Source organism: Deinococcus hopiensis KR-140 (assembly GCF_900176165.1).
Taxonomy (GTDB): domain Bacteria; phylum Deinococcota; class Deinococci; order Deinococcales; family Deinococcaceae; genus Deinococcus; species Deinococcus hopiensis.
The window spans coordinates 1052624-1075486 of record NZ_FWWU01000009.1 but is presented as its reverse complement, the minus strand read 5'-3'; the positions used below and the strand labels follow the sequence as shown (position 1 = coordinate 1075486).

The 22863-nt window shown below is 66.7% G+C and carries 23 protein-coding genes; 19 read left to right on the top strand and 4 right to left on the bottom strand.

Features of this window, described 5'->3' with window-relative positions; translation table 11 throughout:
• Positions 1-51 precede the first annotated feature (51 nt).
• The 3 genes from B9A95_RS18760 (at position 52) to B9A95_RS18750 (ending at position 2486) form a co-directional block, all read left to right on the top strand.
• The gene (locus B9A95_RS18760) at positions 52-1248 is read left to right on the top strand and encodes an MFS transporter (RefSeq protein ID WP_084048685.1); all 1197 of its coding nucleotides are present in this window, start codon (positions 52-54) and stop codon (positions 1246-1248) included.
• A gap of 43 nt (positions 1249-1291) precedes the next feature.
• Entirely contained in the window at positions 1292-2095 is an 804-nt protein-coding gene (locus tag B9A95_RS18755) for a [LysW]-aminoadipate kinase (RefSeq protein ID WP_084050826.1), read from the top strand.
• A gap of 112 nt (positions 2096-2207) precedes the next feature.
• Positions 2208-2486, top strand: coding sequence for a hypothetical protein (locus tag B9A95_RS18750; RefSeq protein WP_084048684.1), 279 nt, complete (start codon positions 2208-2210; stop codon positions 2484-2486).
• 125 nt (positions 2487-2611) lie between these two features.
• On the opposite strand, the gene thrC is transcribed toward B9A95_RS18750, so the two are convergent.
• Positions 2612-4051: a threonine synthase gene (gene thrC / locus B9A95_RS18745; RefSeq protein WP_084048683.1), complete on the bottom strand. Its 1440-nt coding sequence runs from the start codon at positions 4049-4051 to the stop codon at positions 2612-2614.
• Positions 4052-4176: 125 nt separating this feature from the next.
• Positions 4177-5433, bottom strand: a complete 1257-nt coding sequence (icd, locus tag B9A95_RS18740) for an NADP-dependent isocitrate dehydrogenase (protein ID WP_084048682.1) — start codon at positions 5431-5433, stop codon at positions 4177-4179.
• A gap of 200 nt (positions 5434-5633) precedes the next feature.
• On the opposite strand from icd, the gene B9A95_RS18735 reads away from it, so the two are divergent.
• The 13 genes from B9A95_RS18735 (at position 5634) to B9A95_RS18685 (ending at position 18095) form a co-directional block, all read left to right on the top strand.
• Entirely contained in the window at positions 5634-5879 is a 246-nt protein-coding gene (locus B9A95_RS18735; RefSeq protein WP_084048681.1) for a hypothetical protein, read from the top strand.
• 372 nt (positions 5880-6251) lie between these two features.
• Complete coding sequence (locus B9A95_RS18730; RefSeq protein WP_084048680.1) at positions 6252-7184, top strand: carbohydrate ABC transporter permease; 933 nt, start codon at positions 6252-6254, stop codon at positions 7182-7184.
• The gene (locus tag B9A95_RS18725) at positions 7177-8106 is read left to right on the top strand and encodes a carbohydrate ABC transporter permease (RefSeq protein WP_084048679.1); all 930 of its coding nucleotides are present in this window, start codon (positions 7177-7179) and stop codon (positions 8104-8106) included. The genes B9A95_RS18730 and B9A95_RS18725 overlap by 8 nt, the downstream gene beginning before the upstream one ends.
• Positions 8107-8538: 432 nt before the next feature.
• The gene (locus B9A95_RS18720) at positions 8539-9036 is read left to right on the top strand and encodes an NUDIX domain-containing protein (protein ID WP_170928712.1); all 498 of its coding nucleotides are present in this window, start codon (positions 8539-8541) and stop codon (positions 9034-9036) included.
• A gap of 73 nt (positions 9037-9109) precedes the next feature.
• On the top strand, positions 9110-10534 hold the full coding sequence (locus B9A95_RS18715; RefSeq protein ID WP_084048677.1) for an FAD-dependent oxidoreductase: 1425 nt from the start codon (positions 9110-9112) through the stop codon (positions 10532-10534).
• A 9-nt stretch (positions 10535-10543) separates the two neighbouring features.
• On the top strand, positions 10544-11101 hold the full coding sequence (locus tag B9A95_RS18710) for a DUF664 domain-containing protein (RefSeq protein ID WP_139806882.1): 558 nt from the start codon (positions 10544-10546) through the stop codon (positions 11099-11101).
• Positions 11098-11619, top strand: a complete 522-nt coding sequence (locus B9A95_RS18705; RefSeq protein WP_084048675.1) for a histidine phosphatase family protein — start codon at positions 11098-11100, stop codon at positions 11617-11619. The genes B9A95_RS18710 and B9A95_RS18705 overlap by 4 nt, the downstream gene beginning before the upstream one ends.
• Positions 11616-12392 (top strand): alpha/beta hydrolase family protein, encoded by a 777-nt coding sequence (locus B9A95_RS18700; RefSeq protein ID WP_084048674.1) that lies wholly within the window; start codon positions 11616-11618, stop codon positions 12390-12392. Before B9A95_RS18705 ends, B9A95_RS18700 begins: the two co-directional genes overlap by 4 nt.
• A 4-nt stretch (positions 12393-12396) precedes the next feature.
• Entirely contained in the window at positions 12397-13893 is a 1497-nt protein-coding gene (locus B9A95_RS18695) for a DUF4127 family protein (RefSeq protein ID WP_084048673.1), read from the top strand.
• A 1024-nt stretch (positions 13894-14917) separates the two neighbouring features.
• Positions 14918-15058 (top strand): hypothetical protein, encoded by a 141-nt coding sequence (locus B9A95_RS33945; protein ID WP_170928711.1) that lies wholly within the window; start codon positions 14918-14920, stop codon positions 15056-15058.
• A gap of 43 nt (positions 15059-15101) precedes the next feature.
• Positions 15102-15452 carry a hypothetical protein gene (locus B9A95_RS32480; RefSeq protein ID WP_139806881.1) on the top strand — a complete coding sequence of 117 codons (351 nt, stop codon included), beginning with the start codon at positions 15102-15104 and terminating at the stop codon, positions 15450-15452.
• Positions 15453-15475: 23 nt separating this feature from the next.
• Positions 15476-16393: an ROK family protein gene (locus tag B9A95_RS18690; protein ID WP_281255881.1), complete on the top strand. Its 918-nt coding sequence runs from the start codon at positions 15476-15478 to the stop codon at positions 16391-16393.
• Between the two features lie 124 nt (positions 16394-16517).
• Complete coding sequence (locus B9A95_RS18685) at positions 16518-18095, top strand: L-glutamate gamma-semialdehyde dehydrogenase (RefSeq protein WP_084048672.1); 1578 nt, start codon at positions 16518-16520, stop codon at positions 18093-18095.
• Positions 18096-18136: 41 nt separating this feature from the next.
• Here B9A95_RS18685 and B9A95_RS18680 read toward each other — a convergent pair whose 3' ends face one another.
• Entirely contained in the window at positions 18137-18478 is a 342-nt protein-coding gene (locus B9A95_RS18680) for a DUF4180 domain-containing protein (RefSeq protein ID WP_084048671.1), read from the bottom strand.
• Between the two features lie 46 nt (positions 18479-18524).
• Here B9A95_RS18680 and B9A95_RS18675 point away from each other — a divergent pair, with 46 nt between their 5' ends.
• From B9A95_RS18675 to B9A95_RS18665, 3 genes are all read left to right on the top strand, one after another.
• Positions 18525-19031, top strand: a complete 507-nt coding sequence (locus B9A95_RS18675) for a DinB family protein (RefSeq protein WP_084048670.1) — start codon at positions 18525-18527, stop codon at positions 19029-19031.
• 227 nt (positions 19032-19258) lie between these two features.
• Entirely contained in the window at positions 19259-19516 is a 258-nt protein-coding gene (locus B9A95_RS18670; RefSeq protein ID WP_084048669.1) for a hypothetical protein, read from the top strand.
• Between the two features lie 462 nt (positions 19517-19978).
• A complete protein-coding gene (locus tag B9A95_RS18665) occupies positions 19979-21268 on the top strand; it encodes an aminotransferase family protein (RefSeq protein ID WP_084048668.1) in 1290 nt (429 codons plus the stop codon).
• A 343-nt stretch (positions 21269-21611) separates the two neighbouring features.
• On the opposite strand, the gene B9A95_RS18660 is transcribed toward B9A95_RS18665, so the two are convergent.
• Complete coding sequence (locus tag B9A95_RS18660; protein ID WP_084048667.1) at positions 21612-22793, bottom strand: acyl-CoA dehydrogenase; 1182 nt, start codon at positions 22791-22793, stop codon at positions 21612-21614.
• Positions 22794-22863 lie beyond the last annotated feature (70 nt).

Below are 22863 nucleotides of genomic sequence, written 5' to 3'. Positions count from 1 at the left end.
CGTCGGAAACAGGGCTTTACTGCCTGGCTCCGGAAGGCGCAGGCTCGGAACATGATGGCCTCCTCCTCCCCTCCTTCCCCCACTGCGGTCCCCCTCCTGACCCGCGTGACCCTGCTCCTGACGGCGGCCCTCACCATCATGAGTGGAGCCACCATCGCGCCGTCGCTGCCGGCCATGCAGCAGCATTTCGCAGCGCTTCCCAACGCCGCTGTGCTCGTGCGCCTGACCGTGACCGTGGTGGGCCTCGCCATCGCGCTCAGCGCGCCGCTGAGCGGCTGGCTCACCGACCGCATCGGACGCAAACGTGTTCTGGTGGCTGCGCTGGTTTTGTACGCGCTCGCCGGTTCGAGCGGCCTGTATGCTCCCGATCTCCCGGCCCTGATGCTCGGGCGCGTCCTGCTGGGCCTGGCGGTAGGCGCGACGATGACAGCAGGTTCGGCCCTGGCGGCAGACCTGTTCGTGGGTGAGGCGCGGGCGCGCTTTCTGGGCTTTCAGAGCGCATTTACCAGCCTGGGCGGCGTGCTGTTTCTGCCGCTGGGTGGCCTGCTGGCGGGCGTGGGATGGCGCGCGCCCTTCGCGGTGTATCTCTCGGCCCTCCTCATCGTGCCCCTGGCCCTGCGGCTCCCCCGGGGCGAAGTGACCGCTCCGGGGGGAGTGGCGGAAGCGGCGGGCATTCCGTGGCGACTCGTCGGACCCGCCTACGCGGTGGCCCTGGCGTACATGGTGGTCTTCTACCTGATGCCCACCCAGTTGCCCTACCGCCTGGAGGGCCTGGGCGTGCCTCCCGCAAGCGTCGGCTTTGTGATGGGTATCAGTACCCTGTCGGGCGCACTTGCGGCGCTGTGGTTCGCGCGGCGAGGGGGAACAAAGCGCCCCGCGGTAACGGCAGGCTTCAGCCTGCTTGCCCTGGGCACAGGCTGGGCCATCGTGAGTCTGGCGCCTGGAGCCGGGTGGGTGGCGCCAGGGCTCATGATCGGTGGGGCGGGTGCGGGGATGGTCACGCCCAATCTGAACACCTTCCTGGCCGCCCTCGCTCCGGCGCACGCCCGCGGACGCGTGCTCAGCGGGCTCTCGGCCAGCATCTTCCTGGGCCAGTTTCTGTCTCCGCTGCTGGCCCAGCCTTTCGTTCAGGGCACGGACGTCAGCCCGGCCTTCCGCATTGGGGCCATTTTCGCTGCCGGCCTCGCCGGAGCGCTGCTCCTCATCGGCATCAAGACAAGCAGGTCAGGCTTGGCTCCTGGCAATTGAAAAAAAAGTGCTCCTTTGGCTTTCCATGTGCTACCTTCTCTCCATGATTGTGGTGAAGGTTGGCGGGAGTGCTGGAATTGACTATGACGCGGTATGTGCGGATCTGGCGGCCCTCTGGAAGGCGGGGCAGCCTGTCATTCTGGTCCACGGCGGCAGCGGCGAGACGAACCGCGTGGCCGAGGCCCTGGGGCATCCACCGAAATTCGTGACGAGTCCCAGCGGATACACCTCGCGCTTCACAGACCGCCAGACGCTGGAAATCTTCGAGATGGTGTACTGCGGCAAGATGAACAAGGGCCTGGTGGAGCGCCTGCAACGCCTGGGCGTAAACGCCGTGGGCCTGTCAGGCCTGGACGGCCGCATCTTCGAGGGCCGCCACAAGGACAGCGTGCGCGCCGTGGAGAACGGCAAGGTGAAGGTGCTGCGCGGAGACCACACTGGCACGGTGGAGCGGGTGAACGTGGACCTGGTGCGGCTGCTGCTGGGGGCAGGTTACCTCCCGGTGCTGACTCCACCCGCCGCCAGTTATGAGGGTGTGGCGATCAACGTGGACGGTGACCGGGCGGCGGCGGCCCTCGCGGTGGCCCTGAGGGCCGACGCCCTTCTGCTCCTCTCCAACGTGCCTGGCCTGCTGCGCGCCTACCCCGACGAGAGCAGCCTGATTCCCGAGATTCCGGCGGACGACGTGGAAAGCTACCTGGAATTTGCCCAGGACCGCATGAAAAAGAAGGTGCTGGGCGCGGCGGAAGCGGTGGCAGGGGGCGTGCGGCGCGTGATTTTCGGAGATGCCCGCGCCGGAGCACCCATCAGCGCGGCGTTGGGAGGGGCGGGAACGGTGGTGCGCTGAGGGCGTTGCGCCGCGATCCAGCCGTCCCGCCGCCGAACCGCCTGACCGCAAAGAACGTCCTGGGCGTCAGACGGTTTGACGGGCGCGTCCGTACCCCCTATTCTCCGTCCCCGTGACCCCCGACGACCTCCTCGCTTACCTGACTGCCCGGGGTGGGCGAGAGTTCGCCGTCACCGCCTGCACCTGCCAGGGCCGGGGCAAGAAGACGCGGCTGTACGAAGTGGGCATCTACCGCCTCACGGTGCGTGGCGAGAACGTACAGGCCACCGGACCGAGCGGGCAGACGCGGCGGCTTTCGCGTCCGACCTTTCTGGAAGTCTTCGGCGGATACGAGTTCCGGGAAGCGGTGCCGACGGGAGTGATGACGGACCTGGGGCCGCTGTTCGGGTAAAGGGCAGCGGCAGGCTCCTTCTCAGGCCGGCGCAACTCCTGTCATTTGGCTTTGTGGCGTGGCGCCGCTGGTCACGCGCGCCCTCCCTCCAGGGAAGAGGGGCAGCAGAACGTTCCCCCTTGCGTCTACGCTGAGGTGATTGCCTTCCCCTGCGCTTCCGTACCCCCGGCTTCCCCACCGAAAAAAGGCACCAGCTTCTGCCGCACCGCCTCCGCTGTGGCCTCCACGACCGTCTGCCGCTGGGGCAACTCGAACAGGGCCTGAATGGATTCCGGGAACGTCTGCGTGATCTCGCGCAGGCGAATGGATTCGTCGAACTTGGCTGGGTGTGCGGTGGCGAGCGCGACGGTCACTTCGCCCTCTACCGCGCCGAGTTCTGCCGCCGCCACACCGCAGGCCGTATGGGGGTCGAGCAGGTAGGCCCTGCCGTGGTAGTGCCCGTGAATGGTGTTCAGGCACGCCTCGTTCTCGATGCTGTAGGCGGAGAAGTCGGCCTGAACCTGGGCCAGCACTTCGCCGGACGCACGCACCTCGCCCTGCGCGCCAAATCCAGCCATCAGTTCACGCACCATCTCCGGCTTTTCGCCGTGGAGGTAATACAGGTAACGCTCAAAGTTGCTCGCCACCTGAATGTCCATAGAGGGGCTGTGGGTGCTGCGGAAGGCGGCAGGCCGGTACAGCCCGGTATTGACAAAGCGCGTCAGGATGTCGTTCTCGTTCGTCGCCAGAATCAGGCGGTGAATGGGCAGCCCCATCTGTTTGGCGAGGTAGCCTGCAAAGATGTCCCCGAAGTTGCCGGTGGGGACGCTGAAATTCACCCGCCGCCCATCCGCTTCTCCCGACACCCGGAAGTAGGCGTAGAAGTAATACACCACCTGCGCGAGGATGCGCGCGATGTTGATGGAATTGATGGCGCGCAGGTGGTACTCGCGCTTGAACGCGGCGTCCGCAAAGATCTCCTTGATGATGCGCTGAGCGTCGTCGAAGGTACCCCGAATCGCCAGATTCAACACGTTCTCGCCCTGGATGGTGGTCATCTGGAGTTCCTGCACCCGGCTCACCTTGCCGTGCGGGTACAGGATGCAGATGTGGATGCCCTCCTTGCCCCGTACGCCCTCGATGGCGGAGGCGCCCGTATCGCCGGAGGTGGCCCCCAGGATATGGATGATCGAACCCGTCTTCGCGGCGATGTGCGCGTAGAGGTTGCCCAGGAACTGCAGCGCCACGTCCTTGAACGCGAACGTCGGACCGTGGAACAGTTCGAGGACGTGCAGGTTGTCCCCGATCTTTTGCACGGGCGTGACTTCCGGGTGGCGGAAGGTGGCGTAGGAACCCCGAACGAGGCCCTGCAACTCCTCCCGCGTGAGGTCATCCCCGGTAAAGAGGCTCAAGACCTCCACCGCAAGGTCTGTATACGAGAGTGTGCGCCACGCCTCCAGCGTCTCCGGCGAGAGCTGGGGCATAGCGTCGGGTACGAGCAGGCCCCCGTCGTCGGCCAGGCCCATCAGAACCGCGTCGATAAATCCGGCGGGCGCAGTCCCCCCACGTGTGCTGATGTACCTCATCGCAGGTCAGACTACACGGCGGGCTTTTGAGGCAGGGGGCGCGGGGCAAGACAACTTTGGGACACAAGGCGGAGCGCCGGGCGCAGAGGGCCAAACCTCCGCGCTCGGCGCTCTGCCTCTGCGGCTTACGCGCCCTTGATGTTGGCGATGATTCGGTCGGCGAACTCGCTCGTCTTCACTTCCGTCGCGCCTTCCATGCCGCGCGCGAAGTCGTAGGTCACGGTCTTCTGCGCGATGGTCTGGTCCAGGCCCTTGAGGATCAGGTCCGCGGCCTCAGTCCAGCCCATGTAGCGCAGCATCATCTCGCCGGAGAGGATCACCGACGAGGGGTTGATGACGTCCTTGCCCGCGTACTTGGGCGCAGTGCCGTGGGTGGCCTCGAAGATGGCGTGGCCGGTCACGTAGTTGATGTTCGCGCCGGGAGCGATGCCGATGCCGCCCACCTGCGCGGCGAGGGCGTCGCTGATGTAGTCGCCGTTGAGGTTCAGGGTGGCGATCACGTCGTACTCGGTGGGCCGCAGCAGGATCTGCTGGAGGAAGTTGTCCGCAATCACGTCCTTGATCACGATGCCGCCAGGCAGTTGCAGCCAGGGGCCGCCGTCAAGTTCCACGCCGCCAAATTCGCGCTTGGCGAGCGCATAGCCCCAGTCGCGGAATCCACCTTCGGTGAACTTCATGATGTTGCCCTTGTGGACCAGGCTGACGCTCTTGCGCCCGTTGTCGATGGCGAACTGGATCGCGGCGCGCACGAGGCGCTCGGTGCCTTCCTTGGACACCGGCTTCACGCCGAAAGAGCTGCTCCCGGGAAAACGGATCTTGGTCACGCCCATCTCGCCGGTCAGGAACTCGCGCACCTTATCGGCTTCGGGGGTGCCCGCCTTGTACTCGATGCCCGCGTAGATGTCCTCGGTGTTCTCGCGGAAGATCACCATGTTCACGTCACCAGGACGCTTGACGGGGCTGGGCACGCCCTCGAAGTACTGGACGGGGCGCACGCAGGCGTAGAGGTCCAGCTCCTGGCGCAGCGCCACGTTGATGGAGCGGATGCCGCCGCCGACGGGCGTGGTGAGGGGTCCTTTGATGCCGAAGAGGTACTCGTTGAAGGCGTCCAGCGTCTCCTGGGGCAGCCACTCGCCCTCGCCGTAAACCTGCACGCTCTTCTCGCCCGCGTAGACTTCGAGCCACTCGATCTTGCGCTCACCGCCGTAGGCCTGCTCCACGGCTGCGTCCAGCACGCGCACGGAGGCGCGCCAGATGTCGGGGCCGGTGCCGTCACCCTCCACGAAGGGGATGATGGGGTGGTTGGGCACCGTGAGCTTATCGCCCTGCATGGTGATCTTTTCGCCCTGGGTGGGGACCTGGATATGGGAGTTCTGCGTCATGACGGTCCAACTTTACCCCCACCGCCAAGCAGGGCGAAATAGTGTGTCTGTTACCCGAACGGTATGGACGCAGTTCAAATTGCCCTAGAGGCCAAAAATTCGTAGAACACATCAAGCCCGCCTTCACCTGTTTCGAGGAGGATGGGGAGATGATTTCCTCACCCACTTCTGGGAATTCAGATTGCAGGAGGTCCGCACAAATGGGTGAAGACAAGAGCACGCTGGGCAATATGGTGGACGCCGCCGGGGCCAAGCTGAAGGAGGGCGCGGACCGCCTGGGAGCCGCCGGACACGAGGCCGTCAGCGATCTCACGACGGGCCGCACCCACGTGGAGCACAAGGCTGAGGCGATGGAAGACCGCGCCAAGGCGGAAGTCCACAACCTTCAGGCCGACGCCAACTACGCCGAGGGCAAGCAGGAAGCCAGCGACGGCGACGGTCACTAGAGCATTTTTCCGAATTGCGCCGCGCAGAAGGGCACCCCTCACGGTTCCATTTTTTCCCATGCGCATTCCAGTCTGCTCGCCGGCCTCGGCCAAAAAGAGCTCCTCTTTTTGACAGATGCGCGAAGGGCGGTGCAGCAGCGCAGGTGCGTGAAACCGGTCTCCACACGGGAGGCCGGTTTCCTTGCTGGGGGATGCCCCCTCCCTCCGGTCTGGGCCGGTCACCGCAAGCTTTCGCAAGGCCCTCTCCCATGCGCGGAGAGGGGAAAAGATTCAGGAACCGCAAAGCGGCCAGAGCCTCAGACCGTTTGACATTGGGCGCCTGTCCCCCAACGTTCATCCCCCTGGTCCGCCCGGCTGCGTAGACTGCCGGGCATGACCACAAAGTCGCGGCGCGCTTCGCGCCGGGAAGAACATGAGAAGGGCGGCACGGGCGCACAGGTGACGGCCCGCAACACGCTGCTCGCCTACGCCTTTATGCTGCCGTTTCTGATCCTGCTCGTGACCTACCACACCTGGCCGGTGTTTTTCGGCACGTACCTGGCCTTCACGAAGTACAACATCCTCTCGCCGCCGCAGTGGGTGGGCCTGGACAATTTCCGCGAACTCGCCGCCGACGAGCAGTTCTGGTCCGGCCTGCGCAACAGCCTGAAGTACATCCTGGTGGTGCCGGTGATCCAGTTTCTGAGTATCGCCGTCGCCATGCTGGTCAACCGGCCGCTGAGGGGCATTGGCTTTTTCCGCACCGTGTATTACGTACCCGTGGTGACCAGCTTCGCCATCGTGGGCCTGATGTGGAACTGGCTGTACCAGCAGGAAGGGCCCGTGAATACCGTGCTGGGGGCGCTGGGGCTGCACCAGAAGGGCAGTCTGCTGAACAACCCCCTCACCGCCCTGTACGCCGTGATGTTCGTGACGCTGTGGAAGGGCATCGGCTACTACATGGTGCTGTATCTGGCGGGCCTTCAGGCCATCGGCCGAGAGCTGGAGGAAGCCGCCGTGATCGACGGCGCGACGCGCTGGCAGGTCTTCGCGCACGTCACGCTGCCGGGGCTGCGCCCCACGGTCCTGGTGTGCAGCCTGCTGTCCACCATCAGCGCCCTGAAGGTGTTCGACGAGATCTACGTGATGACCCAGGGCGGGCCGGCAGGCAGCACGTACACCGCGCTCTTCTACACCTATTCCCGCGCCTTTGTGGACTTCCAGTATGGCCTCGCCGCGGCAGGCGGCCTGATTATCGCGGTTATCAGCATCATTTTCGGCCTGATCAACTTTCGGCTGACGCGGGGAGGGCGGGCCGATGCTTAAAACGTCGGCCTCTCCTGCCGTCAGCCGTGAGGAAACGGCCCTCGCGTCGGCCCGACTCCGCGCGCAGCGGCGGCAGCGGGACCGCGTCGCCAATTTCTTCGCCTACGCGGTCCTGATCGTGATCGCATTGATCATGCTCTATCCCTTCTACTGGACGCTGATCACGAGCGTGGAGCCCACCGGCAACATCTACAGCGCCAAACTGCTGCCCAGCGGCGTCAGCCTGAAAAATTACCGCGAGGTCTTTTCCGGCACCACGGTGCCCTTCTGGCGGTTGATCCTGAACAGCGTCGTCATCTGCACGCTGGGCGTGACCCTAACCGTTACGCTGGCGGCGCTGGCCGCCTATCCGCTCGCCAAGATGCGCTTTCCGGGCCGGGACCTGATCTTCTACGCCATCTTGATGTTGATGGTGCTGCCCAACGAGGCGGGCTTGATCGTCAACTACATCACCACCGTCAAGCTGGGGTTTTTGCGGCAGGAAAACCCCATTCTCAACGTGCTGGCGCAGTATGCCGCCGTGGTGATGCCGGGCATCGCCAGCATCGTCGGGCTGTTCCTGCTGCGCCAGGCGTATCTGGGCGTGCCCACCGAACTGATCGAGGCCGCGCGCATCGACGGCGCAAAAGAGCTGACCATCTGGCGCCGCATCATGCTGCCGCTGGCGCTGCCCACCATCGTGGCCTTTGCGATTCTGGAGTTCGTGGCGTACTGGAACTCATTTTTGTGGGCGCGAATTGTGCTGCGCGACAAGGAACTGATGCCGCTCTCGGCGGGGCTGCTGGAGCTGTCGGGCAATTTCTCCACCAACTCGCGGGCGGTGATGGCGGGGGCCGTGATCACCGTGCTGCCCATTCTGGTGATCTTCGCCTTCGGGCAGCGCTACTTCATGAAGGGCATCGAGGGGGCAGTGAAGGGGTGAGGCAGCTGCGGCAAAAGTCAAGGGGGTGAAAGGATAAGCGTATGAGCAGATTTCTGACGGCACTCACCCTCGTTCTGCCTCTGGCGGCTTGTTCTCAACCCGCGGAGCCGTCCGAAAAGACCAGGCCGATGTACCTGGTGGACGTCTCCTTCCCGGCCAGCGTCACGTCTACCGAAGAGGTGGCCACCGCCTTGCGAGTCGTCGGGAACTGCATGGCGAAGGATCAGCACCTGGGTGTGCCTGGGCGGACAGCGCGTCAACTTCGGCCCAGCGCGACGCAGAAGGTTTTCCGGCGCGCCGGTCTCGCCTGCCCCGCCGCCTCCATACGAAAGACCCCCACCTACACCGATCCCGGCGCCCCCGCCCGCACCACCCCTTTGAGATCATTGTCAACGGCAAATCCTGGGGCAAGGTCAGCGTCAAATGGCCGCCATGCTTCGTAAGAAAACCACCTTCTACGTCAACGCCCGCGCCATTATTGAACGCGAGACCCCGCAGGGCACCGAGGTGCTGCTTCAACGCCGTCAGAAGCGTGGCCAGCCCCAGCGGCTGGAGTTTCCGGGCGGACAACTGGAACCCTACGAGGGGATTTTGGACGCCCTGAAGCGCGAAGTACGGGAGGAAACGGGCCTCAAGGTCACGCAACTGCTGGACGGAACAAACCGCACGGCGAACGACGCACCGGGCGGAGAGGTGGAGTGCCTGACCCCCTCTTTCGTGTACCAGACCACCCGCGGTCCGGTAGACAGTGTGGGCTTTTTCTTCCGCGTGCGGGCTGCGGGCGAGTTGACGCAGCGGGGCGACGGAGCGGGCGGGCACGAGTGGCTCGCGCTGGCCGAACTTTGCCGCCGCTTCGAGACGCAGCCGGACGGCTTTGACTGGCTGACGCAGGGCGCGCTGAGGTTTTACCTGAGAGGGAAAGAAGCATGAACTGGACATCCCTTCGACTGGCCCTCCTGGCCCTGCCGCGTGCCGTGGCACCGGCAGGTACGGTCACGCTCAAATGACCCTCTCCTACGTCACCGCACCCCGAACCTGGGAAGTCATCGTTGCGGGAGGTGGCACGGCCGGAGCCATCGCTGGAATTGCGGCGGCGCGGGCCGGAGCGCGGGTCCTCGTCGTGGAGGCGCTGGGCAGCCTGGGCGGCACGGGCACGAACGCCTGGGTGACGCCGCTGATGCGGAACGTCTCCGGAGGGCAGAACCTCAACCGGGGCCTGACGGACGAACTCAAGGCCCGACTGCACGCGCGGGGCGACGGCGCGACGGACCCCGGCGGTAACGACAACTGGTTCAATCCCGAGGGCATGAAAACGGTACTGGAGCAGATGCTGCTGGAGGCGGGCGGCGAGGTGCTGTACCACACGCACGTCGTTGCGACGTTGGCGGCAGAGGGCACAGAGCCGAGCGCAAACGGGCACAGCTTCGCAGGAGAAAGCGAAAGAACACACCTCTCCGCGCTCATTCTCCACAACAAAGGTGGGCTGCAGGCCTTCTGCGCTGGGGTCATCATCGATGCCACGGGCGACGCCGATGTGGCGGTGCGCGCCGGAGCGCCCTTCCACGCCGGGGACGAGGACGGCGTGCATCAGGCCATGAGCCTGCGCTTCTCGTTGGCGGGGGTGGATACCGGGCAACTGGCCGAGTTTCTGAACGCCAACGGTCAGGGGCAGAGCTCACCCGACTTCCTGCACTTCTGGATGGTGTGGGGAAAAAAATCGAGCCTGGAGCCGCTGTTCCGCGAAGCTGTGGCGGCGGGCGTGCTGGAGGAGCGCGACGGCGACTATTTCCAGGGCTTCAGCGTGCCGGGGCGTCCCGGCGAGATCAGCTTCAACTGCCCGCGCATCCGGGCAGATCTCAACGACGGCGCGGACCCCTGGCACCTCTCGGCGGCGCAGACGGACGGGCGAGCGGCCATTGACCGACTGACCGACTTCTGCCGCACCTTCCTGCCTGGCTGCGAGCGGGCGTATATCGGCACGGTGGCCCCAATGGTGGGCGTGCGTGAGACGCGGCGCGTCAAAGGCGACTACACGCTGACGCTGGACGACATTTTGGACTGCCGCCGCTTTTCCGATTCCATCTGCCGCAACCACTACCCGGTGGATATTCACTCCGTCAAAGGAGGCGCGCGCCTACTGCACGAGCGCGAGGGCACCGCACCCTACTTTGCCCCCGACGCCTACCACGAAATTCCGTACCGGGCGCTGATTCCGGCCACGCTCCGAAACGTCCTTGTGCCGGGCCGGGCGGCGAGCAGCACGTTTGAGGCACAGTCGGCCATTCGGGTACAGCAGAACTGCCACACGATGGGCGAGGCGGCGGGCATCGCGGCAGCGTGGGCCGCGCGGGACCACGGCGCAGACGTGCGGGCGGTGGATGTGGCGGCCCTGCAGCGGGAGATGCGGCGATGGGGCGGGAATGTGTAACCTCTCCCCATGACCCTCACCCAGCCAGGCCGGACCGAGGACAAGACGCGCTGGTACGGCATTGCGCCGGAGGCCCCCTTCACGCCGCACATCGGGGCGCTGGTGGACGTGCCGACCTACACGCGCACCGCCCTGCATGCGGATGGGGACCTCACGGTAGAGCGGCTCGGCGCCACGCCGCCCCGTTCCCGCAATTCCACCGGCATGCTGCTGGCGCGCATCGCGGCGGTGGAACAGGAGGATCAGCACCCCTCCTTCAAGGGCCGCGACGAACGGGACGTGCCCGGGTTCACGCCCTACCGCGCCTGGCCGACCCTGGGCGAGGAGGGCGAGCCGGTGCGCGGGCAGCCGCTGGACCCGTATCCGCACGGGTTGGAAACGGCCTGGGCAAAAGCCCCCTCCACGCTGCCAACAAAGGGCGGCGCCTGGCCCGCCCCGCACCTCACGGTTCCGGACTTCGGTAACACCCACCACCGGGCCTGGTTTCACGTCATGAAAGATGAGGCCGGCTACCGGGGCCAGATGCGTCTGATCCGCAACATCGCCGTACCGGAGGAGAAAGTGTGAATGGCCCGCTCCTCCTCGTCCGCCATGCCAGGGCCGCTGGGCAGGCCCCCGACGCGCCCCTTACTGCTCAGGGAGAACTGGGGGCGGCGCAGCTGGCGCAAGCGCTGGCACATCGGGGCGTTACCCGCATCGTGAGCAGTCCGTGGACGCGGGCGGTAGAAACGGCGCGGCCACTGGCCGAGCGGCTGGGGTTGAAGATCGAAACGGATGAGCGGCTGACGGAGCGGGTGCTGAGCGGCGTGAACCTCGCTGATTGGCGGACGCACCTGCGTGCCAGCTTTGCCGATCCCGCGCTTGCCCTGCCCGGCGGCGAGTCGGGTCAGGTGGCGCGGGCACGCATCCTCGCTGCGCTGGAGGAGGCCAGCGACCGGAGCGGACTCACGGTGGTGCTCACGCACGGCAACCTGATGGCCCTCGCGCTCGGCCTGGACTTCGAGGGCTGGGCCGCCCTCGGCAACCCCGACGTGCGGAGGCTGGAGCCCAGCGGCCGGGCCGAACGCCTGGAGGTGTACCCGTGACTGCCGAACGCAGCTTTAATCCTGCCGATCCCCACGCCACGCCCATGTACGGGGAGACGCCCTACCTGATTGAGCGCCGGGCGCCGGCCGGAGTGCCCCTGCTGATCGAGCGCCCTGCCGCGGTGGCGGACGTGCGGGCCATCTGCCTCGTCTACCACGGGGCCTGGGCCGCCAAGGAGGGCAAGCTGGGCGCGTACTCGGGGCTGACGGCGAAGGGCTGGGCCGTGGTCATTCCGGACGCGGCGCTGCACGGCGAGCGGACCGCGGATGCTCCCCACGGATTAAACGCCCGCGAGTACGTCTGGGAAAGCGTGCGGCGCACGGTGGCCGAGGCCCCGGCGTTGCTGAATGCCCTCGCAGACCTGTTTGGCTCCGTTCCCGTCTCCACTGTGGGTTCGAGCATGGGAGGCTACGTCGCGCAAACGCTGGCCCGGACGGAGAAACGGGTGGTACGTGCCGCCGCGCTCATCACTTCCGGCGTGTGGCAGGAACCCGAAGTGCGGGTGCCCGAATTACGCGCCTTTCTGGAGCAACACCGTCCCATCACACACGCGAAAGACGCGCCGCCCACGCCCCTTTTGCTGGCGAGCGGCGACAGTGACCCGACGTTTCCGCTGAACGCCCACCACGTTCTCACCGCTGCGGCCTACCGCGAAACCTATGCGCGGGCTGGATGCCCGGAGGCTTTTCAGGAACAGATTTTTCCCGGCGTGGGGCACTACACGAGTCGGGGGATGCGCGACGCCGTGTTGAAGTTCTTTTTGCCAGACTGACTGTATGACCCGCCTGCTGCTTATCCCACCCGATACGCGCCCACCCACGCTGGAGCACCCTGCCCAACTCGCGCGGATGACGGGGGCGGAAGTCCGTGTGCCGCCGCCGGAGGCCCTACCCCACTTCTTTACGCCCGGCGATACGGCCGTGCTGCGCGCATGGTTGCTCGACGAAGCGCAGGAGGCCGGCGCCCTGGTGGTCTGTCTGGAAACACTGACCCTGGGGGGCATGATTCCTGCGCGGCGGGTGTCCGATTCGCTGAACGTGGTGCTGGAGCGCCTTGATGTGCTGCGGGAGGCGCGAGCGCTGAACCCGAAGCTCCGCATCTACGCCTTCGGCGTGATTGTTCGGGTGGCCCACGACAACGACCCACACGAGGAAAAGCCCTATTACGGCGAGTGGGGCGCTGCGCTGCGGACCTACTCCACGGCCTTTGATCGCCACGCCCGACATGGGGCCGCAGAGCACCCCACCCTGGAGGCCGCCCGCGTCGCCCTGCCCCCCGAAGTGTTGGCCGACTGGGTAGGCACCCGCGAGCGCAACCGCGCCCTGCACCTCACCGCACTGGACCTGCTGGCGAGCGGCACGCTGACGCAGCTGTGCCTGACGTTGGACGACACCACCCCGTATGGCCTCGCCGCCTTTGACCGCCGGATGCTGGAAGCCCGCGCGGACGAACTGGGCGTATGGGACCGGCTGGACGTATACCCCGGTGCGGACGAGGTGCCCTGCGCCCTGATCGCACAGGCGCTGCGCCCCCAGCGGGTGCAGGCCTGGGTCACGTACTCCGGCACGCTGGGCGCAGGGGCCGAACTGATCTACGAGGACCGCCCCGCTGGAGAACTCGTGCGGGCGCACCTCCGGGCGGCCGGCTGCGTACTGGCCGATTCTCCCGGTGAAGCCGATTTCGTCCTGGCCGTCAACACCCCGGGAATCCGCCAAGCAAGTTTCCAGCCCGACTTCGCCACAGTAGATACCCCGCACCGCCACCTCCCCGCCTTTGTGGACCGGATGCGGGACGATCTGGCGGCGGGGCGCACAGTCACTCTGGCCGACATCGCCTATCCCAACGGGAGCGAGCGGCGGTTGTGGACGCTCATGCAGGCGCTGCCCCTGGCGGACCTCGCCGGATATGCGGCCTGGAACACGGCGGGCAATACGCTCGGCTCGGCCGTGGCCTTTGGTAAGCTCGCCCCGCTGGCGCAGCGTCCGGCAGACCATGCCGAGGCCCTGTTCGCCCGCTTCGTCGACGACGCGCTGTATCAGGCGTTCGCCCGGGCAGAGGTGCGGGGACGGCTGGACAACCCCAGCCCGTTCGATTTGGCGGAGCAGCGGGGAGCGGCAGAGGCCCACTTGCGCCAGATCATCGCGCCAAGGATTCAGGACCTGTGGGCGCGGCACTTTGCGGGCCGGGCGCTGACCCTGGAACTGGGTGAGCCGCATCTGGCCTGGCCCCGGCTGTTCACAGGCGTGTTTCCGCTGCGGGTGCGGGAGGGCTGAGGCACGCGTCCAACACCATCACTCCTATTTCGAGATCGTGCGGCTGGACGTGCGGCCGCACCGCTCCAGAAGGGCAAGACTGGCTGTTTCAGGGGCAGGTGCGGGCGGATGATCCGGAAGCCGGATCATCCGTTCTATCCCCTCCGCTTCGGTGATTCCACGCCTCTCGGCCACCTTTTTCCTGGCCGCTCTGCTGCGCCGCGTTGCACGTCCGTTGGGGTTGGCCCGTTATTTCATCACGGATTCACCGGAATCCTTACGAAGCGTTCGGCTCCTCCTGGGTTCGCGTCCACCGCGCCGGTGACCCACAGACCCGGCGGATGTGGACTTGGAGCAGTCGACCGGAAGGCGCCGCGCGTGGAGGGGCACCCCTCACGGCGCCCTTCTCCCCCACGCGCATTCAAGTGCGCTCGCCGGGCTCAGTCAAAAAGAAGTCCGCACTTTGACACATGCGCCAATACGGTGCGGAGAAGCAGTACGGCGAATTCAGCGGCTTTGTCGGTGATGCGCGCTTCCTCCAGCAGTACACGCTGTGGCTTCGGTTCGCAGAAGAGGGAGACCCGGACGACGGCCTTTCCTTCACCTCCGGGTTGGAGCCCAAAGGCGTAGCCCAGAGCAGAGATTGGGATCTCGCTCCGCCGCGGCTTCGGCAGCGTGTTGTCAGCCGGAACCCTCCTTCATTTCAGAGGCGAGACCCGGCCCACCAGCGACCAGGGGCGCTTGACGGCCTGCACACGGCCGTGACCGACAGGGCCCATGGCGATGTCAATCGGCCCAAGGACAGCCACCACTTGGGATATGATCCCGAATCCCGTTCCAGGCGCTCTGCCCGCCTTGAAGAGGGGGCCGCACGCCCTGTAAAGGATGGGAGTGGGAACCGGCCTCCCCGAAGGCAGCCAACACTTCTTTCAGAAAGCGCCTTTGCGCGACTTCGCGGCCTGGTGCGGGCATGGCAAAGTGGTGCAGGTGGGTTTCAGCCGCGAACGGTCCTTGAGCAAGAGGGGCGGCGACTCTGCACCTGGCGGTGGGGTCACCGGCGACCCTCTTGGGCTTCACGGCCGACGGCGGGAACGACCCCGTCAACCCTGCGTATCTGACCTTCCGCGCCTGGCACGCCGAGCAGGTCCGGCGGGGTGGGCCAGATGGACACCTCGACTCCGCCTAAAGGCGGATGATTCCTCATTGAGTGAAAGGGCACACTTTTGCCCATGTTGCTTCCGCGTCTGTTTCTGCCCGCTGCCCTGGTCCTCAGCCTGCTGGGACTGGGAGCGTGGGCCTACGCCACCTTTCTGCCACCTACAGACCTGGAGGTGGAAAACCGCAGCGGCAAGGCCCTGATCGGCCTGCGCGTCTGCCTTCAGGTGGGCGGCTGCGCCGAACAGGCGCGCCTTGCCCCTGGGCAGACGTGGCGCGTGCCCTTGGAAGTGGGCCGCGACAATGGGGCGGCGCTGACCTTCGACGGGATGCAGGATCCCGGGCTCGCCAACACCTACGTGACGCGCGGAGTAGGCGTGCGCTGGAAGGTGGGACGGGGCGGACAAGTGCAGGCCGCGCAGTAGCCTGGGGCGGTAGAACAGGGAGCGTGACCTCAGCTTCGCTCCCGGCGGCCTCTCCCCTCCTCGCCCTCGATATTGGGGGAACGTCCATGCGCGCCGCGCGGGTGGAGGGTGGGCGCATCACCGAGCGGCGGGAAGTGCGGACGCCGAGACCCGCTGCCCCGGAGGCCGTGCTGCGAGCCGCCCTGGACCTCGCCCGCCCACTGACAGCGGGGGCGTTGGCTGTAGGCGTGGCCTGCGCCGGAGCGGTGGCTGGAGGACGGGTGACCGCAACGGCGGCGCACACCTTCCCCGGCTGGACCGGTATTCCCCTCGCCGCACGGCTCTCGGAAGAGCTGGGACTGCCCTGCTCGGCACTCAACGACGCCCGCGCCGCCGCATGGGGCGAGTTCGCGGCGGGTGCGGGGCGCGGAACGACGGAATTCATGTTTGTGACGGTCAGTACGGGACTCGGGGCGGGCCTTGTACTGGGTGGGCGGCTGCACCTCGCCGCCAACGGGCTGGACGCCGAGCTGGGCTTTGTCAGCGTCCCCACCGTATGGCATGCGGGAACGGAAGTGCCTCCCCTCGGGCCCCTCGGACCGCTGGAATTCGAGACGAGCGGCACGGCCCTGGGCAAGCGGGCGCAGACACTCGGCTTCACCGACGCCCGCGCCCTGTGTGACGCAGCGGATGCGGGAGACGCGGTGGCCGCCGCCGCCGAAAACCACTCCGCCGCCCTCGTCGCCTGGAAAACCGCGGATGTGGCCGCCCTGCTGGGCGTGACCCGCGTGGCGCTGGGCGGCAGCGTGGGCCTGCGTCCCGGTTATCTCGCCCAGCTTCGGGCCGCCCTCGCCCACTTTCCAGCCCGCTACCAACCGGAAGCCGTTCATGCCGAACTGGGGGCGGACGCAGGCCTGATTGGAGCTGCACTGTGGGCCCAGAAAGAGGCCTTACATCTGTAAGGTTTTGGGGTGAACAAGCCCTCCACCCGCCACCCCTCCAACAACCATTTTTTGCGCTTGACAGCGCATTTGCAGGGCCTTCGGACCCCGTGTTAGCCTCCCCTTAATTCTAAGGAGGCCAGACATGACGGGCACACTGATGGAGGGGTTCCTCCCCTTTGAACACGAGCCGTATTTCAACTTCGGGCAGGAAGAAATCGCGGCGAAGCAGCGCGAGGCCTACCGCACGGTCCGCGGGAAGTTCCTCGGCAAAGCCTTCCCCCTGTACATCGGCGGGCAGCGGGTAGAGGGCGGCGAAACGTTTGCAGTTCGCAACCCGGCGGATACGCGCGAGGTGGCCTGGCACTTTCCCAAGGCGACGCCGGAGCAACTGGAGCAGGCCATTTCTGCAGCCAAGCAGGCCTTCGGGGAGTGGCGTTTTTCGGATCCCATGCAGCGCGCGACGATCTTCAAGCGGGCCGCCGAACTGCTGCGCGCCCGGCGCATGGAGCTCAACGCCGTGATGGGCCTGGAAAACGCCAAGAACTGGGCCGAGGCCGACGGCGAGGTGGCCGAGTGCGTGGACCATTTCGAGGTCTTCGCGCGCGAGGCGCTGAAGTGGGCCCAGGGCAAGCCCGTCTATCCCATGCCCGACGAACACGTCACGACGGTGTATGAGCCGGTCGGCGTGGTGGCCGTGATCAGCCCCTGGAACTTTCCGGCGGCCATTCCGCTGGGCATGGCGCTGGGAGCCATCGCGGCGGGCAACACGGTGGTGTGGAAACCTGCCAGCGAGACGCCGCTGAGTAGCCTCCTGCTGGTGGAACTGCTGTTCGAGGCGGGACTTCCCCGCAACGTGATCCAGTTCCTGACGGGGCCCGACGACGTGCTGGGCGATCCGCTCGTGGACCACAAGGACATCCGCATGATCGCCTTTACCGGCTCCAAGGAGATCGGCTGCCGCATCATGGAGCGCGCCGCGAAGGTGCAGCCTGGCCAGCGCTGGCTCAAGCGCGTGATGGCCGAGATGGGCGGCAAGGACCCCACGGTGGTCTGCGCCGACGCCGACCTCGACGATGCGGCGCGGGGCATCGTGCAGGCCGCCTTCGGGTACTCGGGACAGAAGTGCTCCGCGTGCAGCCGCGTGATCGCCGAAGAGAGCGTATATGACGAGCTGCTGGAGAAGGTTGCCACACTCGCGGGTGAAATCAAGGTGGGCCTCCCCGAGGAAAACGCTGCCCTCGGCCCGGTGATTCACGAGGGCAGTGCCAAGCGGATCATGGAATACGTGGAGAGGGGCAAGGGCACCGCCCGCCTCGTCCTTGGCGGCGAGCGGGCGCAGAACGGGGACCGCGAGGGCGGCTACGTGCAGCCCACCATCTTCGCGGATGTGGACCCGCGTGACCCCCTTTTCCAGGAAGAAATCTTCGGGCCGGTGCTGAGCTTCACGAAGGCGCGCGACTGGCGACACGCCATCGAACTCGCCAACGACTCGGAATATGGCCTGACCGCCGCCTTCTACAGCCGGGACCCCATGAAGATCAATGAGGCCCGCCGCCTCATCCATGTGGGCAACTTGTACGTGAACCGCAAATGCACGGGCGCACTGTCCGGCACCCACGCCTTTGGCGGCTACGGCATGAGCGGCACGAACGCCAAGGTGGGCGGCCCGGATTACCTGTTCTGGTTCCTCCAGACGAAGACGGTGGCGCAGAAGTATTGATGCGGAGGGCGGAGGACCCAAGGGCCAAACCTGTTCTCCCCTTACTGGCCGGCCTCCAACCACCTCCGCCCTTCTTCCTCCGTGTGGACAAAGCGAATCAGCGGGTGGCGGGCGTGTTCCCGCGCCAACTCCGCGAAACGCTCGCCATGCGCCGCGAAGTCCGGCAGCACAAGCGCCACGCGCAGGCGGTAATTGGTGAACTTCTGGAACGCCTCGCCCGCCAGGCCGCTGCTCAGGCGGAAGAACTCGGGCGACAGGTCCGGTTCGGTCAGGAGCAGGCCGTCCAGCCCGTAGGCTGCGCCCAGCACTTCGCTGACGTCTGCCGCTGCGCGCAGCGAAAGGCCCAGTTCACGCACCGTCTTGATCTCGGGGAGGCTCTTCATCCTCCCCGCAAGGTAACCAAACCCCTCCTTCTGCGAAACTGGCCGTATGACTGACTCCCAACAGGACCGAAATGAACGGGCACAGCTCGCCTTTGCCCGGTTGCTGCCCAAGCTGTTTCGGGGCGGGCAGGCGTTCGTGGGCGTGGAGGCGTCCCTCAGCGGCTTGGATGCTGAGGTGGCGGCGCAGCGGCCCGAACATCTGCCCCACTCTGTCGCCGAACTCGTCGCGCACGTCAACTGGTGGAACCGCTGGATGCTGGACGTGATCGAGGGCGGGCAGGCCATGCCCTACCCCAAGCACGCGGCGGACACCTGGCCTGCCGCAGCGGCGGAGGACTGGGGCCGCGTCCGGGCCGAGTTCTACGAGTTGCTGGCGCGCGTGGACACCCACACCGCCCGCCCGGACCTCTCCAACCCCGTCAACCACGACGAGACCATCGGGGAACTGCTGGCGGACTTCGCCCTACACACCGCCCACCACTTCGGTCAAGTGGTGACGGTGCGGCAGGCACTGGGGGCGTGGCCGCCTCCCGGAGGGGGCGACACGTGGTGAGCGGGCCTTCAACCGTTGGCGGTCCGCCCCAGCCTTTGGGGCAGCCGTGGGCAAGCGCTTTCGGGGTGGTCCAGCCAACGTCTCCTGCGCGCGGGCGCTGGAGGGCCGAGCGCAGTTGTCCGAATGGCGCGGCGCGTGGAAGGGCACCCCTCACGGCGCCATTCTCCGCCATGCGCATTCCGGCTCGCTCACCGGGCCCGGTCAAAAAGAAGTCCGCACTTTGACACATGCGCTCAACGCGCCAGACGCGCATGATCTGCCGCAAGCCCTTCTCGCTGGTGGACCTGGCCTCGGCCTTTGCCCTGCCGGAACTGGGCCTCGCGCGCTGGGAGGTGCTGCCCGGGCCGGACCATGGCCGAGCACCGCGCGCCGCGTCCAGTGAACGCCTCCCCTTCCCCGATCTTGGCCAGGGCTCGCCGCCGCTGGAAGACTGGCTGACCCTGCCAGCCTATGCCGATTCCCAGGAGGTGACCCACGACGCCTGAACTGCGCAGACCTTGAAGTGGTGGCCGAGCGGCACCGCAAGCACCCGGAGGTGGATATTCGGCTGTCCCACCGTGGGCCCAGGCGTTCCGCTGGACACGACTGCTACACACCCACGGACCTCCCGTCGGAACCGGGGGAAAGAACACGCTCCGGCACAGACGTCAGAGCCGATAAGGCGGACGGGTACGTGGCGGTATATCCCCGCTCCTGCGCCGGATGCGGGCGGTGATGATGACCAACACCGTGGGGACCGTGGATTTCGGATTTCTGCTCCAACCCGCACAACGGCGGCAACATCTACATTCTGCTGCATCACCTTGGCGGCGCGCCCCTTCACGCGAGGGCCGGCGACCGCACCGCGCAGGGGATTTTCACCCAGACGGCCACAGCTGCGGCGCAGGCCCCAGGCGGCAGGACGGCCACGGCCACACCACCCCACCACCCTTCCCAGGAGTTTTCCCATGTCCAACGTCTTCTACCGTTCCCACAAGCCCTACCCCACCGCGGTGCGCGGGGAGGGGGTGTACCTGTTCGACGCCGGGGGCCGCCGCTACCTCGACGGCTGCTCGGGAGCGCTGGTCGCGAATATCGGGCATGGACGGGCAGACGTGGCGGAGGCGATGGCGCGGCAAGCGCGAGAACTGCCCTTCGTCCACGGCTCGCAGTTCACCTCGCCTGTGCTGGAGGAGTACGCCGCGCGGCTGATGCGGTTTCTCAATCTGCCTGGCTTCCGCTTCTGGGCCGTGTCGGGCGGCTCGGAGGCCAACGAGAGCGCCATCAAGCTCGCGCGGCAATACCACGTGGAACGGGGCGAGTCGGAGCGGTACAAGGTGATCACGCGGGTGCCGAGTTACCACGGGGCCTCCCTCGGCGCACTCGCCGCCTCAGGGATGGGCGCACGCCGGGCGATCTACTCACCACTGCTGAACGAAACCGCCTGGCCAAAGATGCCCAAGCCCGATCCCAGGTTGTCCGGTGAGGAGGACGCTGAACGCCTGCGCGCGGTGCTGGAGGAAGCGGGGCCGCAGACGGTGGCCGCATTCATCGCTGAGCCGGTCGTGGGCGCGTCGGACGCCGCCCTGTCGCCGAATCCTGGCTACCACGCCCGGATTGCCGAGATCTGCCGAAAGTACGGCGTCTTATTCGTGGCCGACGAGGTGATGAGCGGGATGGGCCGCTGTGGCTCCCCGCTGGCCGTGCGGCTGCAAGACGACGTGACGCCCGACATCGTGGTGCTGGGCAAGGGCCTCGCCGCCGGATACGCACCCCTGGCCGGACTGGCGGTCAGCCCTGAGATTTACGACACGGTGATGAACGGCTCGGGAGCCTTCAAGCACGGCTTCACCTACGCGGGCCACCCGGTCAGCGTGGCGGCGGGCCTCGCTGTGCTGGATATCGTGCAGGGCGAGAACCTCACCGAGCGGGCACACGCGCAGGGCGAGAAGCTGCTGGCCGGCCTGCGCGCACTGCAAGAGCGGCACCCCAACGTGCTGGAAGCGCGCGGCCAAGGCCTCCTGCTCGGGCTGGTGCTGGGCGATCCGACCACGGGCGAGGCCTTCCCTACACCCGGCACCGCTGAACGGGTGGCCCGGGCGGCGATGGAGCGGGGCCTCATCACGTACCCGGGCACCGGCGCGGTGGACGGCACCCGCGGCGATCACCTCCTGCTCGGACCGCCTCTGAGCGTCACGGACGGGGAGATGGAGGAGATGCTGGCGGGGCTGCAGGGGGCGCTGGAAGCTGTGGAGTGAGGGTGAGTCCTCTGGATTGCCCCTTCCCTCCGGGCTGTGGCCCTCACCCCTGGCTTCGCCAGGCCCGCGCTGCTGCGCAGCGCGGGGGCCTGTCCACCTGAACGCGGCCCACCGCCGCGCCTTCTCGAGCACAGGGGAGAATGGGGCGCCGCGCGGAAGGGCAGCCCTCACGGCGTCCCATTCTCCCCTGTGGGCATTCAAGTTCGCTCGCCGGGCGCAGTCAAAAAGAAGTCTCCTTTTTGACAAATGCTCCAGCGGGGAACGCAGCCGGGGCAAAACCAATCTCCCTCCGGCCCCCCCAGCGCAGCGACAAACCCCTTCCTGCTCCACAAGCTCCCAACCCCTACTCCCCGTACTCGGCAAACACGGCCCGGCTGATTACCAGCTGCTGAATCTCCGAGGTTCCCTCGTAAATCTCCGTCACTTTGGCGTCACGGTACAGCCGTTCCACCGGGTACTCGCGGCTGTAGCCGTTGCCTCCGAAAATCTGGATGGCGTCCCGCGTCACGTCCACGGCGGCCTCGGAGGCCAGCAGCTTCGCCATGCTGGCCTCCTTCCCATAGGGCTGCCCCTGGTCCTTGAGCCACGCGGCCTTCAGCGCCACCAGCCGGGCCGACTCGATGCGGGCGGCCATGCGCGCCACCTTGAACGACACGCCCTCGAACTCGCGGAGCTTCTTGCCGAACTGCTCGCGCTCAGCGGCGTAGCGGGCGGCGTGTTCCAGCGCGGCGCGGGCAATCCCAAGGGCCTGCATGGCAATTCCGATGCGCCCCGCATCCAGACTGGCGAGGGCCACAATCAAGCCCTGGCCTTCCTCGCCCACCCGGTTCTCGTCCGGCACCCGCACGCCGTCGAAGGTAACGGTGGTGGTATGGGCGGCGTGCAGGCCCATCTTCTCCTCGGGCCGGCCAAAGCTCAGGCCCGGCATTCCCTTTTCGACGATAAAGCACGACACGCCGCGCGCTCCGGAGCCACCCGTCCGGGCCATAACGAGGTACGTCTCGGCTTGCCCACCCGACGTGATCCAGGCTTTGGAGCCGTTCAGGACCCAGCCGTCTCCGTCCCGCTCGGCCTTCAGGCGTAGGCTGGCGGCGTCACTGCCCGCGCTGCTCTCGGTGAGGCAAAAGGCCCCGATCTTCTCGCCGCGTGCCAGAGGTTTGAGGTATTTCTCGCGCTGCATGTCGGTGCCGTACTTCAAGATCATCTGCTCGGGCAGACCATTTTGCACGGAGACGATCACGGCCACGCTCGCGTCCGCCGCCGCGATTTCCTCCAGACACAGGGCGTAGGTCACCGAGTCCAGGCCCGCCCCATCCCACGCTTCCGGCACCGTCGCGCCCAACAGGCCCATCTCGGCCAGGCCGCGCAACTGCTCCTGGGGAAACTCACCGCTGCGGTCATACTCCGCAGCCTTGGGAGCGATCTCGGCGCGGGCGTACTCACGGACGTGCTGCACGATCATGCGCTGATCGCTCGACAGGGCAAAGGCCATGCCCGCTTCGGCGGCGGTGGTCAGGGTGGTCATGGGTTCAGGCTACCAAACGGGCGTTAGGTAAGACGAAAGCAAAACGCCCTTTGTTCCGGCCAGACCTCCT

Bases quoted from the DNA above. Each gene is read 5' to 3' on its own strand.
- B9A95_RS18710 (WP_139806882.1), top strand. From the start codon at position 10,544: ATGACCCTCACCCAGCCAGGCCGGACCGAGGACAAGACGCGCTGGTAC.
- B9A95_RS18715 (WP_084048677.1), top strand. From the start codon at position 9,110: ATGACCCTCTCCTACGTCACCGCACCCCGAACCTGGGAAGTCATCGTT.
- B9A95_RS18670 (WP_084048669.1), top strand. From the start codon at position 19,259: ATGCGCTCAACGCGCCAGACGCGCATGATCTGCCGCAAGCCCTTCTCG.
- icd (WP_084048682.1), bottom strand. From the start codon at position 5,433: ATGACGCAGAACTCCCATATCCAGGTCCCCACCCAGGGCGAAAAGATC.
- thrC (WP_084048683.1), bottom strand. From the start codon at position 4,051: ATGAGGTACATCAGCACACGTGGGGGGACTGCGCCCGCCGGATTTATC.
- B9A95_RS18735 (WP_084048681.1), top strand. From the start codon at position 5,634: ATGGGTGAAGACAAGAGCACGCTGGGCAATATGGTGGACGCCGCCGGG.
- B9A95_RS32480 (WP_139806881.1), top strand. From the start codon at position 15,102: ATGTTGCTTCCGCGTCTGTTTCTGCCCGCTGCCCTGGTCCTCAGCCTG.
- B9A95_RS18680 (WP_084048671.1), bottom strand. From the start codon at position 18,478: ATGAAGAGCCTCCCCGAGATCAAGACGGTGCGTGAACTGGGCCTTTCG.
- B9A95_RS18755 (WP_084050826.1), top strand. From the start codon at position 1,292: ATGATTGTGGTGAAGGTTGGCGGGAGTGCTGGAATTGACTATGACGCG.
- B9A95_RS18685 (WP_084048672.1), top strand. From the start codon at position 16,518: ATGACGGGCACACTGATGGAGGGGTTCCTCCCCTTTGAACACGAGCCG.
- B9A95_RS18665 (WP_084048668.1), top strand. From the start codon at position 19,979: ATGTCCAACGTCTTCTACCGTTCCCACAAGCCCTACCCCACCGCGGTG.
- B9A95_RS18725 (WP_084048679.1), top strand. From the start codon at position 7,177: ATGCTTAAAACGTCGGCCTCTCCTGCCGTCAGCCGTGAGGAAACGGCC.
- B9A95_RS18730 (WP_084048680.1), top strand. From the start codon at position 6,252: ATGACCACAAAGTCGCGGCGCGCTTCGCGCCGGGAAGAACATGAGAAG.
- B9A95_RS18760 (WP_084048685.1), top strand. From the start codon at position 52: ATGATGGCCTCCTCCTCCCCTCCTTCCCCCACTGCGGTCCCCCTCCTG.
- B9A95_RS18675 (WP_084048670.1), top strand. From the start codon at position 18,525: ATGACTGACTCCCAACAGGACCGAAATGAACGGGCACAGCTCGCCTTT.
- B9A95_RS18720 (WP_170928712.1), top strand. From the start codon at position 8,539: ATGCTTCGTAAGAAAACCACCTTCTACGTCAACGCCCGCGCCATTATT.
- B9A95_RS18660 (WP_084048667.1), bottom strand. From the start codon at position 22,793: ATGACCACCCTGACCACCGCCGCCGAAGCGGGCATGGCCTTTGCCCTG.
- B9A95_RS18695 (WP_084048673.1), top strand. From the start codon at position 12,397: ATGACCCGCCTGCTGCTTATCCCACCCGATACGCGCCCACCCACGCTG.